Annotated in this window: 13 protein-coding genes and 1 tRNA gene; 4 read left to right on the top strand and 10 right to left on the bottom strand. The window is 63.2% G+C overall.

Translation table 11 applies throughout. The features are described 5' to 3' along the window. Positions 1-5: 5 nt before the first annotated feature. The gene (locus L8F45_RS10210; RefSeq protein ID WP_342362760.1) at positions 6-779 is read right to left on the bottom strand and encodes an IclR family transcriptional regulator; all 774 of its coding nucleotides are present in this window, start codon (positions 777-779) and stop codon (positions 6-8) included. A gap of 148 nt (positions 780-927) precedes the next feature. Here L8F45_RS10210 and L8F45_RS10205 point away from each other — a divergent pair, with 148 nt between their 5' ends. Further along, positions 928-2,622: a M28 family peptidase gene (locus L8F45_RS10205; RefSeq protein WP_342362759.1), complete on the top strand. Its 1,695-nt coding sequence runs from the start codon at positions 928-930 to the stop codon at positions 2,620-2,622. Between the two features lie 386 nt (positions 2,623-3,008). Here the strand turns inward: L8F45_RS10205 and L8F45_RS10200 are convergent, their stop codons facing one another. Next, complete coding sequence (locus tag L8F45_RS10200) at positions 3,009-4,235, bottom strand: epoxide hydrolase family protein (RefSeq protein WP_342362758.1); 1,227 nt, start codon at positions 4,233-4,235, stop codon at positions 3,009-3,011. 168 nt (positions 4,236-4,403) lie between these two features. Further along, positions 4,404-5,396 carry an NmrA/HSCARG family protein gene (locus L8F45_RS10195; protein WP_342362757.1) on the bottom strand — a complete coding sequence of 331 codons (993 nt, stop codon included), beginning with the start codon at positions 5,394-5,396 and terminating at the stop codon, positions 4,404-4,406. A 116-nt stretch (positions 5,397-5,512) separates the two neighbouring features. On the opposite strand from L8F45_RS10195, the gene L8F45_RS10190 reads away from it, so the two are divergent. After that, entirely contained in the window at positions 5,513-6,457 is a 945-nt protein-coding gene (locus tag L8F45_RS10190) for a LysR family transcriptional regulator (RefSeq protein WP_342362756.1), read from the top strand. A 237-nt stretch (positions 6,458-6,694) separates the two neighbouring features. Here L8F45_RS10190 and L8F45_RS10185 read toward each other — a convergent pair whose 3' ends face one another. The 5 genes from L8F45_RS10185 to L8F45_RS10165 form a co-directional block, all read right to left on the bottom strand. Further along, positions 6,695-7,231, bottom strand: a complete 537-nt coding sequence (locus tag L8F45_RS10185; protein ID WP_342362755.1) for a hypothetical protein — start codon at positions 7,229-7,231, stop codon at positions 6,695-6,697. Positions 7,232-7,375: 144 nt separating this feature from the next. Continuing rightward, positions 7,376-7,591, bottom strand: a complete 216-nt coding sequence (locus L8F45_RS10180) for a hypothetical protein (RefSeq protein ID WP_342362754.1) — start codon at positions 7,589-7,591, stop codon at positions 7,376-7,378. A 118-nt stretch (positions 7,592-7,709) separates the two neighbouring features. Continuing rightward, a tRNA-Arg gene (locus tag L8F45_RS10175) sits at positions 7,710-7,785 on the bottom strand. 72 nt (positions 7,786-7,857) lie between these two features. Beyond that, entirely contained in the window at positions 7,858-8,127 is a 270-nt protein-coding gene (locus tag L8F45_RS10170; RefSeq protein WP_483411875.1) for a hypothetical protein, read from the bottom strand. Positions 8,128-8,231: 104 nt separating this feature from the next. Then, on the bottom strand, positions 8,232-8,714 hold the full coding sequence (locus L8F45_RS10165; RefSeq protein WP_342362753.1) for a cupin domain-containing protein: 483 nt from the start codon (positions 8,712-8,714) through the stop codon (positions 8,232-8,234). A 226-nt stretch (positions 8,715-8,940) separates the two neighbouring features. On the opposite strand from L8F45_RS10165, the gene L8F45_RS10160 reads away from it, so the two are divergent. Both L8F45_RS10160 and L8F45_RS10155 read left to right on the top strand, forming a co-directional pair. Next, positions 8,941-11,082 (top strand): peptidase M50, encoded by a 2,142-nt coding sequence (locus tag L8F45_RS10160; protein ID WP_342362752.1) that lies wholly within the window; start codon positions 8,941-8,943, stop codon positions 11,080-11,082. Between the two features lie 5 nt (positions 11,083-11,087). Next, positions 11,088-13,082, top strand: a complete 1,995-nt coding sequence (locus L8F45_RS10155; protein ID WP_342362751.1) for a preprotein translocase subunit SecA — start codon at positions 11,088-11,090, stop codon at positions 13,080-13,082. Positions 13,083-13,085: 3 nt separating this feature from the next. On the opposite strand, the gene L8F45_RS10150 is transcribed toward L8F45_RS10155, so the two are convergent. Continuing rightward, positions 13,086-14,093 (bottom strand): NAD-dependent epimerase, encoded by a 1,008-nt coding sequence (locus L8F45_RS10150; RefSeq protein ID WP_342362750.1) that lies wholly within the window; start codon positions 14,091-14,093, stop codon positions 13,086-13,088. A gap of 304 nt (positions 14,094-14,397) precedes the next feature. After that, a complete protein-coding gene (locus tag L8F45_RS10145) occupies positions 14,398-14,583 on the bottom strand; it encodes a hypothetical protein (RefSeq protein WP_342362749.1) in 186 nt (61 codons plus the stop codon). Positions 14,584-14,663: the final 80 nt, after the last annotated feature.

The following is a 14,663-nucleotide window of genomic DNA, read 5'->3' as shown; positions in this document are numbered from 1 at the left end:
TTTGCTTAGACGATTGCGCGCAGCTTCGGCCGCTGGCCCATGGCGGCGGAGATGCGCTGCGCCGTGTCGCGCACGAGGCGGCGATAGGTCTGCGCCTTTTCCTCGGTCAGCGTCGCATGCAGGCCGGCGATCGTCACCGAAGCGACGACTTCGCCTGACGCGTCCTGAATGGCCGCTGCGAACGAGAAGGCCTCGGGATCGAGATCGCCATGACTCTCATTGACGCCGGATGCGCGGATCTCGTCGAGCTTGCGCCGCACGGCGTCGGGATCGGTGACGGTCGCGTCGGTGAAACGCTCAAGCGGACCTTCGAGCACCGCGTCGATGATTTCCTTTGGGGCGTTGGCGAGCATGATCTTGGGACCGCCGCCGACATGCAGCGGCCCGCGCCGTCCGACCTTGGCGTAGAGCGCGGTCGGCGGCAGCGCCTCGCGCACCGCGACGCAGACGCTGTTGAGCCCGTCGCGCACGATCAGGTTCACATTATCGTCGCAGCGCGAGGCCAGCACATCGAGAAACGGGTCGGCCGCGCGCAGCACGGCGAGCTGGTCATGGGCGTTGGCGGCGAGATAGAGCGGGCGATAGCCGAGCGTGTAGGTGCGCGTCGCCGCGTCCTTGATGACGTAGCCGCGCTTCTCCAGCGTATAGATCAGGCGGAATACGAGGCTTTTGGTGTTGCCCGTGAGGTTCGCGATCTCGGTGACGCCGATGCCGGGCTTTTCCGCCAGCGCTTCGAGGAGGGCGAGCGCCCGGTCCACCGCCGTGATCGTATAGGCCATGCGCCATCCTTTCCTTCGCCCGGCTTAGCCTTCGTCGGAACGCCTGTCATCCGCATTGCGCAGAACAGACCTTCAACGGAGGCTTTCAGCTTCCGGTAAAACTATGCTTCACTCACTGAAACGCAACTCCAATCCTCAAGGTCTCGCCATGAAACATGAGTCTTTCCTGAAGGCCATCGATGGCGGCTTCGCATGGGAGCTGGTGGAAGCTTATGAGCGCCAGCCTCGCGAGGCCCCGGAGGAGGTCAATCGCGGGGCCGAGATGATCGCCGAGCGGCTGCGGGCGAGGGGCCTGCCCGTGATGATGCATCAGCCGCGGCTGTTCCTGAGCTTGCCGAAGTCGGCCGCGGTCGAGCTCGACGGCAAGCGCCTGTTCGCGAAGCCGCCCGCCTTCTCCAAACCAGCGCCTCACGGGCTCACCGCGCCCCTGACCTATGTGCCCTCGTCGAAGCGCGAATATGCGCGATATGGCGCGCCGCCGGCTATCGATGTCGCCGGCAAGATCATCGTCACCGAAGGCATCAGCCTGCCCATGGTGCTGTCCGAAATGGAGGCGCTTGGCGCGCTTGGCGTCATCGCGGTCAATCCCGGCCATCGCATCCATTGGGGCACGGCTTCGACGATCTGGGGCACGCCCGAGATGGAGGATGTGTCGCGGCTGCCGAAGATCCCCTCGGTCGCGGTCAATCGCGAGGATGGCGTTCCGCTGATCGCCGCCGCGAAGGCCGGCAAGACGGCGACGCTGTTTTCGGAGCTGGAGGTCGGCTGGTTTCCGCAGAACCTGCCCGTCGTCGACATTCCCGGCGCCATCGAGCCCGATCGCTTCGTGTTCCTGCACGGCCATTACGACAGCTGGAAGGAGGGCGTCGGCGACAACGGCACTGGCAACGCCTGCATGCTCGAGATCGCGCGCGTGCTCTGGGAGAAGCGCAGCGAATTGCGTCGTTCGGTGCGCCTCGCCTGGTGGCCGGCGCATTCCACCGGCCGCTATGGCGGCAGCTCCTGGTATCTCGACGCGCACGCTTTCGATCTCCTTGACCGTTGCGTCTTCCAGATGAATTGCGACAGCCCCGGCTGCAAGGACGCCACGAGCTACGAGAACATCACCATGATGCCGGAGGCCGTGAAGGCCGTCACCGCCATCGTCGAGCGCGTCACGGGACAGACGCCGAAAGCGAAACGCCCGAATCGCTCCAGCGATTATTCCTTCTACAATCTCGGCGTCTCCGGCGCGTTCATGGCGTCCTCGATGATGCCGAAGGAGCTTGTCGATCAGCGCGGCTGGCATCACGTCGGCGGCTGCGGCGGCAACATCGCTTGGCACACTGAAGATGACCGCATCGACATCTGCGACAAGGGCGTGCTGGAGAAGGATATCGCGCTCTATCTCGAAGCCGCGACGACCTTCGCCAACGCGGAAATTCTGCCGCTCGACTGGCGCGATGGCGCGGCCGAAATTCGCGCGGCGATCGAGAGCTACGCCGCGCTCAGTACGGGCGTGGACCTCTCCGATGTCGTGAAAGCGATCGGGGATGTCGCCGCCGACGTCGCAAAGCTGCACGCAAAGATTGACGCGAAGGCGATCGCGCCGCGCGCGGCGAATGATGCGCTGATCGCTCTGTCGCGGGCGTTGGTGCCGTTGAACTATGCGCGCGGCGGCCGCTTCCATCAGGACGCCGCACTGACCTTGCCGCCGGTTCCCGCGTTGTCTGTCGCGGAGGATATTGCGGGCCTGCCCGATGATCTCAAGGGCTTCGCCCGCACCAATCTCCTTCGCGGAAAGAACGAGACGCTGGCGGCGCTGCGCGCCGCGAAAGGCGCGATCGCAGCGGCGCTCGGTTGAAGTCTTGTAAATACATGATGAGATTAGCTGCAAATATTTCCACCGTCATTCCGGGGCTTCGCGAAGCGAAGAACCCGGAACCCAAGCAATTGTGCAGCGGCTCAATGGGTCCCGGGCCCGCGCTGCGCGCGTCCCGGGATGACACTCGCGCCTTTCAGCACGTTGCTCTATAGCATTTCCCGTTTTGGTGTATTCACGAAAGAGGCCGTCATGCGCGGACTTGTTCCGCGCATCCACGTCTTTGAAAGAAATGAAGACGTGGGTGGCGTCGGGACTCGGGCTTGCCCGAGTTCCGCATAGTTGAATGCCGCAAGTCGGATAAATCCGGCTTGCGGTGACAAGCGCGGCGATGACGAAACCTTGAATCATCGCAAACGGGAAACACTCTAAGCGCGCAGCTTTCTGAAGAATTGCCGCACGTCCTCGACCATCGCTTCGGGCTGCTCCCAGAACGCGAAATGGCCGCCACGCGACATCTTGGTGTAGTGAACCAGATTGAAATTTCGCTCCAGCGCACTTCTTGGCGGATTGAGGAGCGTCATTTCGTGCGGCGAGGAGACAAAGCCGGTGGGAACGGCGACTCTGCCTTCAGCAGCTCCGAAATCTTCGTTTAGCCCTCGATAAAACCAGGCCGCTGTGCCGATGGTGTTGGTCACAAGATAGATCATCACGTTCGTGATCACCTGTTCCTTCGTGAACACCGGCTCCAACGCTGGCGAATCGCTCCAGGCTTTGAGTTTTTCGACAATCCACGCCGCGACCCCAATGGGACTATCGCTGAGCGCAAGCGCCACCGTCTGCGGCTTGTTGCGTTGTTCACCATTGTAATCCAGCTCCGTCAGTCGATGGGCGGCCAGCGCTCGCGCGTAAGCGCGCTCTTCGGGTGTCTGTTCGGCCTCGGGAGGCAATGGTGCGGCGCTGATGGATATCCCGTTGAAATGCAGGCCCACAAGCGAGTGGGGGTAGGTGCGGCCGAGTTGAACCTGGACGCCGTTGGCCAAGTCGCCGCCCTGCGCGCCATATTTTGCGTATCCGAGCACGCCCGTCATGAGATGATTCCAGAGGGCGGCTGTTGTCGCGGGGCCGACGGGCTTGCCTTTCGGCTTGGATGAAAAGCCATATCCCGGCAGCGATGGCGCAACGACGTCGAATGCATCTTCCGGCGAACCGCCGTAGCTTGCCGGGTCGCTCAGCGGGCCGATTGCTTCCAGAAACTCGAACACTGATCCTGGCCACCCATGGGTCAGGATAAGCGGCATCGGCTTCGGTCCACGTCCTTTGACGTGGTAAAAATGGATATCGTAATCGTTCACACGCGCGGTGAATTGCGGATGCCGGTTCAGATTTGTTTCCGCTTTGCGCCAGTCGTACTCCGTCGCCCAGTAGTCGGCGAGCGCCTTCATGTAATCCCAGTCAGCCCCGTATCGCCAATCGTTGCCGTCGAGCCGGTCCGGGAATTGCGCGTCCCGCACGCGATTGAGGATACGGTCAATCGTAGCTTGCGGAACGGCGACCTTGAACGGCGTCGGAGATTGCTGCACGGATGGATCAGGCACGATCATCTCCAGAGTTTCTGATTGACGATGGCTGATGCAGGCTTTGACCCGCGCCACGAAATGATGCTGTCACGCGACTGTATGCAGGGCAAGGAACGCGCCGGCGGGCCGACCAACTGGCCGCCAGCGAGAAAGCAGCGTCTCTCGCCGCTCGATATCGGCTCAGACAGTTCTGCGCTCGCTATCCGCTGCAGTCCGCTCTACATGCTGGAAATCGCGCGACCATCACACCGACAGAAGCTTGTCTTCAGGAGTGGCGTTATAGGACAGTAGATCGCCTTTCCAGTTGCTGCGATCGAGAAACTGCTCCCAAGTCAACGCGTGCGGATCAATTTTCCGACTCCACGTCAGATCGCGCTCGGGGGCATAGTAGCCATACTCGACGGCGTATTCCACCATGCCCACCAGCTCGCGCACGAGATGCTCGTTGGCGGTAAAGCCGGGAAAATGGCGCAACAGATCTTCGCGCGAGTAGGCGGAGACGTAGCACGACCGCTGCCCGGTGACGCGCGCAAACGTGTCCACCATATCTTGCGCCGAAAGAAACTCGCCGATCACGGGCAGCGTTCTGCCGTCGTATTGCGTGGGGTGATCGAAAATCTCGCGCACAGCCGGCCCGGCCGCAGTGAGTGGATCGCAGAACGGCATGGGGATGTGCGGCGGCAAGTATATGGCAAACTTGATGCCGTCCTCCACGCGCTGCGGCACATAGTATTCCATGAAGTTGGTGTAGTAGAACGCGAGGTACACGAACGAACTGCGAATGGGTAAGCCCCGAATGTAGTCTTCCACCTTCGCCTTGTCGGTGAAGTGCGGCGCCCACTTGGCGCCGTTGGTGCGCGCCTCGACGTTTTCGAGCCCGCTAAAAACCACATGTTCGACGCCAGCGGCGACCGCCGCGTTGGCCAATTCCTTGCCGAGGGTGAGTTCAAGTTCCGCCGGCGGAACCTTGACGATGGGCGGCGTCATCAAGAACGCGCCGACCGAGCCGCTCATGGCTGCGGTTAGCTCGGCCTGCGCGCCGAGTTCAAGGGGCGCCGCCACGACTTCGGCGCCCCTCTGCGCGAGGATTTGTGCCGGCTTGCTATCGCGGCGCCGAGTCAAGGCGCGGACCCGGTAGCGCCCGCTATCAAGCAACGCCGCGGCGACGCTTCGGCCTTGTTTACTTGATGCTCCGACGACCGTGATCAAGGGCTTGGAAGTATCGGCTTGGCTCATGCTGTTTCTCCCGATCCTGAGATTGTGAGCGGTTGTCGCTCGGTGCGAGGCCGAGAAGTCTCGACAACTCCGAGCTATATTTGAAATCACAAAAATGTTCGGCTACTATCCATTCAATGGATATCAAACGTCTGGACCTCAACCTGCTCGTCACGCTTGAGACGTTGCTTGTGGAGCAGAATGTGACGAAGGCGGCCGCTCGCCTAAGCCTGAGCCAGCCGGCGGTGAGCGCCCAACTGAATCGTCTCAGACATGAGTTCGATGACCCGCTGCTAATTCCTGCACAGCGAGGAATGACGCCGACCGCCAAGGCAATTGAGTTGCTCGATCCATTGCGCCAGGCCCTTGACCAGGTTCGAGCTACGGTCGCTTCTCATCGGAACTTCGACCCGACTAAAGCCAAGCTGACCGTCGCTATCGCTTGCACAGATTACCTGCAGATGGCGATTGTTATGCCGCTCGTCGTGCAACTCCGGACGCGAGCGCCCGAAGTTCGTGTAGCGCTGCGCAATCTGGACGTACAGCAGTTGGACGCGCAGATGGCGCGGGGCGTTGTCGATCTGGCGCTCATGATGCCGCACGAAGCTCCGCCGGCTCTTCGCACCCGGCATCTTTTCGACGAGCGCTACGTGCTCATTGGCCGCCGGAAACATCCGCGACTGCGAAAGGGAATTGCAGTTGAGGAGTTTGCGAAGTTGGATCAGGTAGTCGTGTCCTTGCATGGCGGAGGTTTTGTGACGCCAGTGGACAGCGCTTTGGCTGTCCTCGGACACGAGCGCAATGCGGTGCTATCCGCAGCCTCGTTCTTGTTCGTTCCCGAGATTGTGTCTCGCTCGGACTTCGTGGCGCTCGTCCCGGAACGTCTGGTTCGCGGCCGCGCCGACAAGCTCAAAGTGATAGACTGCCCCTTTCCCGTTGAGGGTTTCGCAGTGGGAATGGTCTGGCACGAGCGCAGCCACGGACACAGCGGTCTACGTTGGATCCGGGAGGTTATTGTCTCGTTGACTGCTCGTTCGAACATCTCGGCGCCGAGCCGCGCCTCGGCGCTGCGAAAACGTTGAATCCGCCGCCTCATCGGAGCGCGGCGAAAGCGTCGCAGCGCACCATGAATGTCAGTGTCAAAGCACGATCGCGAATATCCGGAGATGGCGGCAATGCTGCTGTTCATCTTGAATTCGTGAGCTTCCGATTCCCACCGTCTCCAACGCCGCGCTCGTCGCAGACCTTGATTCATCCCGCACATAAAAGCCGCCCGGCGCACCGGGCGGCTTTTATTCGGTGGCGAAGCGATGAGGTTTTCAGCCGGCTTTCAGCTTGGAATTGCACTGGCTCCAGTAGCCGCCGCCTTCCTGAATCCATTTGAGATCGCCATTCTTTCCCGCCGCCTTGTTGGCGTTGTACTGGTCGACGCAGGTTTTCAGCCGCGCCTTGCCGGGCGTCTCATTGGCGTATTTGGTCGCCACGGTGCGTGGGAAGATTGCGGCGCTGGGCTTCGCGGCCGGAGCCGGAACAGCCGGCTTGGCCGGCGTCGCCGCGGGAGCGGCCGCCGTTGTCGTCGCGGCTGGCGCAGTTGTCGCAGCAGGCTTTGCCGGCGCGGCCGCGGCGGGCTTAGCGGGCTCAGGCGCCACGGCTGCGGCGGCGTCAGTGTCGGACGCGTCGTCGTCGGCGCATTCGGCCTTGCGGAAATCGTTCCAGCTTGCGCCCTTCAGCGTGTTGGCCTTCTTCGCCGCCTGATATTTGGTGCTGCATTCCTTCATGGTCAGCGCGAAGGCCGGCGGTGAGGCCACGCCAAGCGCAAGGACGGGGAGGGCGGCGAATGCGAGTTTTTTCAACATGGGGCTTCCTCCTGCGGCGCGGGTGAGCCGCGCCAATGAAGGCATGCGACCGCATTTCCGGAGTCGAAGCAACCGCCGGACGAGCAGGGCAGGCAGGTGGACGATGCGTCACGGCGCCGCGCGCGTCGCGCCGGCGCCGGCCGATCAGGGCGTGCAATACATGATGTAACAACGCGCATAGCGCGGCGTGCGAACTGCACATTCGCGCAGCGCGATCCTGCGGGCGTAGCTCGGATTTCCAGCGCGGCCCCAGCCTGACGCGCCGGTCGAGCCGCGCGCGCTGCAATACCAGGCGTCGGCCGGCGACGACATCATCAGGCACGCGCCGCCCGCGACGACAATGGCGAGAATCGCTTTCATGTTTCAGGCCTCCCCAGCCCCGGAAAATGTCAGCTTGATGATTTTAGGAGCGGGATTGGCGGGCGCAACAGCGAAACGGGTTGGCTGCGCTGGGTGATAGGGCGGCTGAAGGGGAATCTGGCGCCGTCGGCAGGACTCGAACCTGCAACCTACGGATTCGAAGTCCGGTGCTCTATCCATTGAGCTACGACGGCAGTGATGACGCACCAAGGCGACTTGGCCGACAAAGTCAACCGAAGGCCGGGCGTCTGCGAAAGAGATAATCGCTATGGCGCCTTCGCCAGCGGCTCGAATTTCACCTTGCAGCGCGCCTCCGCAGGCGTGCGCCGGTCGGCGTTCTTCATCGAGAGCCTGACGCCGAAGGCGCCGCTGCGGGCGTCGAACACGGGATCGACCACCGAGACCACGGCCTCGCGATCGGCCGCCTTCGGCAGCTCCGGCCTGACCGTCGCCTTGCCGTCAAGGGCGATCGAGCCATAGAGCGCGACCGGCACAAAGACCTCCACGAACAGCGGGCCGAGCTGGGCCACCGTCATGATCGGCGCCTGCTCATAGGCGTATTCGCCGCGGCCGAGCTGTCGCTCGACGACGACGCCTTCGACCCGTCACAGATGGGCGACGACGGAAATGAGCACAAACATTATTTTTGCTTTCGAGGGTCATCTTCAGCATTGAGGTAGTCGATGCCTGTCGGTCCTATTCCAGTAATCTCGAATATAACTTCTTCGTCCCTTGTTTCGGCAAACTGCCAAACCTTGGGCGGCACATGCGAAAATGTTCCGGGGGAAAAGCTCAACAGTTTCGACGCGTCCACCTTGTCGCCCAGCGCCGAATAGTAGGTCCCCGAAATGATAACGCGAACGCGTTCGTCGGGGTGAGAATGCACAGGCATTTTGGAATTCGCCGGGATTTTGAGGCGAACAGTATAGAGGCCCGGTTTGCCCGGATTGCCGTGGAGCACAGTCGTCTGCGTCCCCTTGGGCATGGAGGGTAGCGGGCTCCATTTCAGGTCGGCCGGGGTCGCGCGGTCGTATTCAAGTGAACTGTCCCCCGCCAGGGCCGGGCAAATTCCGCTCAGAACAAGCAGGGCCAACGAGCCGGTCACCATTCTGGAAACAGGCATCTCGCGCTCCATTTGGACGTCTAACGCTGTTACTCTACTTCAAGTGGTCTTCCCCTGCGACGGGTTAAACTCGGCCAAACTCAATATGAGCGCAATACGCCTGCTTTCGGGTGGACTGCCAGCAGACCAATGTCGCCGAAGCGCCCGGCTTGGAAAAGCATGCGGCGAATTCTAGGATGTCTGCATATTTGAGACATCCATTGGCGGCGGGATCGTTCTGAATTCGATGGCGCAGTCCTTTCTCAGCTCCTCCTGGCACCGCGTCGCGCATCTGAGGCCGCGCCTGCGCAGCCATGTGCAGGCGCATCGTCATCGCTCTCGCGGCCAGTCCTGGTATGTGGCGCAGGACGAGGCCTCGGGCCGCTATCATCGCTTCACCGCGCCGGTCTATCTCTTCATCGGCCTGATGGATGGCCGGCGCACCGTCGCCGAACTCTGGAATCTCGTCGTCGGCCAGCTGGGCGACGACGCGCCGAGCCAGGACGAAATCATCCATATCCTGTCGCAGCTTCACGCCGCCGATCTCCTGCAGAGCGACACGCCGCCGGACGCGGCCGAACTCTTCCAGCGCTACGAAAGCCATCAGCGCTCGACGCTGAAGCAGCGTTTCGGCAACCCGCTCGCGATCCGCTTTCCCGTCTGGGACCCGAACGCGTTCCTCGACCGCACGCTTCCCTTCGTCAGGCCGCTCTTCGGCTGGGCGGGCGGCCTGATCTGGCTCGCCTGCGTCGCCGCCGCGCTGCTGATCGTCGGCATGAACTGGGCGACCTTGTCGGACGCGTCCGTCGACACGATCCTCGCCAGGGAAAATCTCATCCTGATGGCGGCGATCTTCCCTGTGCTGAAGGCGCTGCATGAGTTCGGCCATGGCTATGCGGTGAAGCGTTATGGCGGCGCGGTGCACGAATTTGGCCTGATGTTCCTCGTGCTGGCGCCCGTGCCCTATGTCGACGCCTCCGCCTCCACAGCGTTTCGCGATCGCCGCCAGCGCGCCTTCGTCGCCGCGGCCGGCATGGTCGTGGAGCTCTTCATCGCGGCGCTCGCGACCTTCGTCTGGGCGCTGGCCGAACCCGGCCTTGTGCGCGCGGCCGCCTACAATGTCATGCTGATCGCCGGCGTCTCGACGGTCGTGTTCAACGCCAATCCGCTGCTGCGTTTCGACGGCTATTATATTCTCAGCGACGTCATCGATATTCCCAATCTCGGCCAGCGCGCCAACCGTTATTGGGCGTGGGCTGCGCAGCGCTTCCTGTTCGGCGTGAAGGCTGATCCGCCGGAGGCGACGCGCGGCGAGCGCGCCTGGTTTGTCGTCTATGCGCCGGCCGCCTTCGTCTATCGCCTGATCGTGACGTTCGGCGTCGCGCTGTTCGTGGCGTCGCAGTTCTTCATCATCGGCGTGATCGCCGCGATCGCAGGTGTTGCGCGCACGCTCGTCTGGCCGGCGCTCAAGGCGCTTGCGTTTGTCGTAACGTCGCCGCGCCTGCGCGAGCATCGCCTGCGCGCGAATTTCATCACCTTCGGCGGATTGTCGACGATTGCGGCCGCGCTCATGCTGGCGCCGTTTCCCCTGCATACGAATGCGGAAGCCGTGGTCTGGCTGCCGGAGGAGAGCTTCGTGCGCGCCGGCGCCGACGGTTTCGTGAAGCGCATTCTGGCTGAACCCGACACGGAGGTCGCGCTGGGAGCGCCTCTGTTCCAGAGCGAAGATCCCAACATGTCAGGCGAGATCGGCGTGCTGCGCGCGCAGGTCGACGCCGCATCCGCGAAGCTCGAATCCGAACAGTTCGACGATCGCGTGCAGGCCGATCTGACGCGCCAGGAATTGATCATCCGTCAGGCGTCGCTGGCGCGGGCCAATGAGCGCGCCGGGCAATATGTCGCGCGCGCCGGCATGAGCGGCCGCTTCGTCGCGCCGAAGTCGGACGACATGCCGGCGCGCTACGCCAAGCGTGGCGATGTGCTTGGCTATGTCATGAATGATCGCGCGCAGCTCGTGCGCGCCGTCGTCATCCAGTCCGACATCGATCTTGTCAGGCGGAACATCGATCGCATCGAGATCAAATTCCCTAGCGATCTCTCGCATGTCTATCGCGCGCGCATCGTGCGCGAGGTCCCGGCGGGCTCCGACAAGCTGCCGAGCAAGGCTCTGTCCGACATCGGCGGCGGGCGGCTCGCGGTCGACGCGCGCGACCCCAATCAGGCGAAGACCCTGCAGCGCACTTTCCAGTTCGATCTTGAACTGAGCGAGCCGGCGCGCGCCTATTTCGGCTCGAAGGTCTATGCGCGTTTCGATCACGGCGCCGAGCCGCTGGGATGGCAATGGTACAGGACGCTGCGCCAGCTCTTCCTCGCGCGCTTCAACGTCTGACGCGCATGCTCCGCTTCAGCGATGGCCGGATTGTCGCCGGCGAACGCGGATCGTCGCTCTATCCCGAGCGCCGGGACGAGGAGCCGGGCAAGGCCGACCGCTGGTTGATCGAGAATTATGGACGCGTCGCCGCCTTGTTCGAGCGCGGCGCGCCGCGCCTGCGGCGGCAGGCCGAAATCATCGAGGAATTGGGAAAGAAGCTTCTGTCTGCTTCCGACGATGCGTTGCGCCAGGAAGCTGCGCGGCTGCGCGCGGCGTTGCGGCGCGAAGGCTTCACGATCGATCTCGTCAACGAGACCTTCGCGCTCGTGCGCGAGACGGCCGCGCGCAGGGTCGGCATGCGGCCCTATCAGGTGCAGTTGATGGGCGGGCTTGCGCTCATGCAGGGGCGGCTCGCGGAAATGCAGACCGGCGAAGGCAAGACGCTGACCGCGTCCCTCGCCGCGGCGACCGCTGCGCTTGGCGGCTGGCCGACCCATGTCGTCACCGTGAACGATTATCTCGCCGAGCGCGATGCGGAGGAACTGCGGCCGCTCTACGAGGCTCTTGGATTGAGCGTGGGCTTCGTGAAGCAGGGACAGGAGCCGCCGCAGCGTCGCGCGGCCTATGCGTGTGACGTCACTTACGCCGTCAACAAGGAAGTGGCGTTCGACTATCAGCGCGATCGTCTCGCCATGGGTCGCAGACGATTGCAATCGAACGCCATGGTCGATCGCATCGGGCGCGCTGAAGCAGGCGGCCCGTCGCTCCTGCTGCGCGGGCTTCATTTCGCCATCGTCGATGAAGCCGACTCCATCATGATCGACGAAGCGCGCACGCCTCTCATCATCGCCGGCGCAGGCGACGCCGACGAACAGTCGATCTATGCGACTGCGCTCAACGTCGCCGACCAGCTTGTCGCAGGCGCGGATTTCGAACTGATCGCCGCCAACCGCCATGCGCGGCTGACCGACGAAGGCGGCCGCAAGACGCGCGCGCTGACGGAAGGTTTCGGCGGGTTGTGGGAGGCGCGCCGGGGCCGCGAGGAGATGGTGTCTCAGGCGCTCGCGGCGAAGCGTCTTTATGCGCGCGATGTCGATTATGTCGTCGTCGACGGCAAGGTGCAGATCGTCGACGCCTTCACCGGCCGCATCGCCGACGGCAGGCAATGGCAGAACGGATTGCATCAGCTCATCGAGATGAAGGAAGGCGTCGAGATTACGGCGCGCACCGCGACGCAATCGAGCATCACCTATCAGCGCTTCTTTCGCCGGTATCTCCATCTCGCCGGCATGTCGGGCACGCTCGCGGAAACGGTCGGCGAGTTGCGCGCCGTCTATGGATTGAAGGTGGTGCGCATTCCGAAGAACCGCCCGAACCGGCGCATCGATCGCGGCGCGAAACTGTTCGGCGACGCCGATGCGAAACGCGCCGCCATCGCTGAGTCAGCGCAGGCGCTGCAGGCCGAGGGGCGACCCGTGCTGATCGGAACGGGATCGGTGGCGGAATCGGAAGCGACGTCGCGAGCGTTGAATGCGACCGGCATCGCGCATGTGCTGCTCAATGCCCGCAATGACAGCGAAGAGGCTGGCATCGTCGCGCAGGCGGGGCAGACGGGCCGCATCACGGTTGCGACCAGCATGGCAGGGCGCGGCACCGACATCAAACTGACGCCCGAAGCGCGCGCCGCCGGCGGCCTGCATGTGATCCTCACGCAATATGCGGAATCGAAGCGCGTCGATCGCCAGCTTGTCGGGCGCGCCGGCCGGCAGGGCGATCCCGCGAGCTGCGAGGCGCTCGTTGCGTTCGACGACGACATGTTCCGGCTGCACGCGTCAGGTTTTGCGCGCTGGCTCAGGCGCGCGCTCAGGGGGAAGGGGCCTTTTCCCGCCTTCTGGGCCGAGCGATTGCGCCGCGCGGCGCAGAGCCGGGCGGAAAAGCTGGCGGCGCAGGCGCGACGCGATACGCTCAATCGTCAGCGCGAGTTCGACAAGCAGCTCGGTTTCGCCGGGCGCGAATGAGGCTCAAACCCGATAGAACTGCCTGTACCAGCCGACGGTGCGGCTCACCCCTTCCTCGATCGGAGTGTCTGGTTTGAAGCCGACGGCCTTTTCGAGCGCAGACACGTCGGCGCTCGTGCGATCGACGTCGCCCGGCTGCTTCGGCTTCATCACCATGACGGCCTTCTTGCCGACCGCTCTTTCGATGCAGGCGATGAAATCGAGAAGCTCCACCGGCTGCGAGTTGCCGATATTGTAGAGCCGCCAGGGCGCGGAAGACGTCGCGGGATCGGGATCGTCGCTGTTCCAGTCGGGATCCGGCGCCGCGGTGTGATCGATCACCCGCGCCACGCCTTCCACGATGTCATCGACAAAGGTGAAATCGCGGGCGTGCTGGCCATTGTTGAAAACCTCGATCGGTTCGCCGGCGATGATCTTTTTCGTGAAGATCATCGGCGACATATCGGGGCGTCCCCAGGGCCCATAGACCGTGAAGAAGCGCAGGCCTGTCGTCGGCAATCCGTAGAGATGGCTGTAGGAGTGCGCCATCAGCTCGTTCGCCTTCTTGGTCGCAGCGTAGAGGCTGACGGGATGGTCGACCGATTGCTCGACGCGATAGGGCGTCGCGGTGTTCGCGCCATAGACGGAGCTCGATGAGGCGTAGACCAGATGCTCGACGCCATTGCGGCGGCAGCCTTCGAGGATCGCGCCGAAGCCGACGAGGTTCGAGTCGATATAGGCCTCCGGATTTTCCAGCGAATAGCGGACGCCGGCCTGCGCGCCGAGATGACAGACGCGCGTGAAAGCTCCCTTTGCGAAGAGATCGGCCATGGCGATCCGGTCGGCGAGATCGATCTGCGCGAACCGGAATCCGGGCTGCGCCTTGAGGCGCTCGAGGCGCGTGGCTTTCAGCGCGGGATCATAATACGCATTGAGATTGTCGAGGCCGACAACCTCGTCGCCTCGGGCCAGCAGGCGCAGCGCCGTATGATACCCGATGAATCCTGCGGCGCCCGTAACAAGCACCCGCATCCACACCCTCCGACCGCGTCAGCGGGTCGGGGCGCGCGCCCCACGACTCTGCGTCTGACTTTGCCGGCGATTTTGCATCGCCGGAGGGAAGGGCGCAACGCGAACCGCCCGCAACAGGGCGCGGTCAACGATCACGATTGTCTTGAGGAGCGGCCTCAAAGAGGCCTGAGAAATAATTATTTCAATAGTTTATGAGTATATCTTCGCTTGTGGAGCGATTGTTCGCCTGAATGTGGCGGGGATCACGATCCCGCTGATATCTCGGAGAGACGGCCTCCTCCCGCGCCGTCTCCAGTCTCTTGGTTCAGCCGAAGGCGACGTTCCATAGCGACGCCGCGCACCAGCCGAGAAAGCCGACCCATACGCCCGTCGCCGTGATGGCCGCGAAAGCGAAGGTTGCGGCGAAGACCCGCTCCGTCAGCTTGTGTTCCGACGCCGGGATGGCTGCCGAGACAGCGGAACCATTGTTGAGAGTTTGACCTGAGATCATCAGCTTCATGCTCCTGTCAGCGACAACAAACTTCAAGGGCCGCCGCGCTCGGATGAGCAGAGGCGGGGCGATGATGGCGT

The sequence above is a fragment of the Terrirubrum flagellatum genome (assembly GCF_022059845.1).
Lineage (GTDB): Bacteria > Pseudomonadota > Alphaproteobacteria > Rhizobiales > Beijerinckiaceae > Terrirubrum > Terrirubrum flagellatum.
The sequence above is the reverse complement of the archived record's forward strand: the minus strand, read 5'-3'. Positions and strand labels throughout refer to the sequence as shown.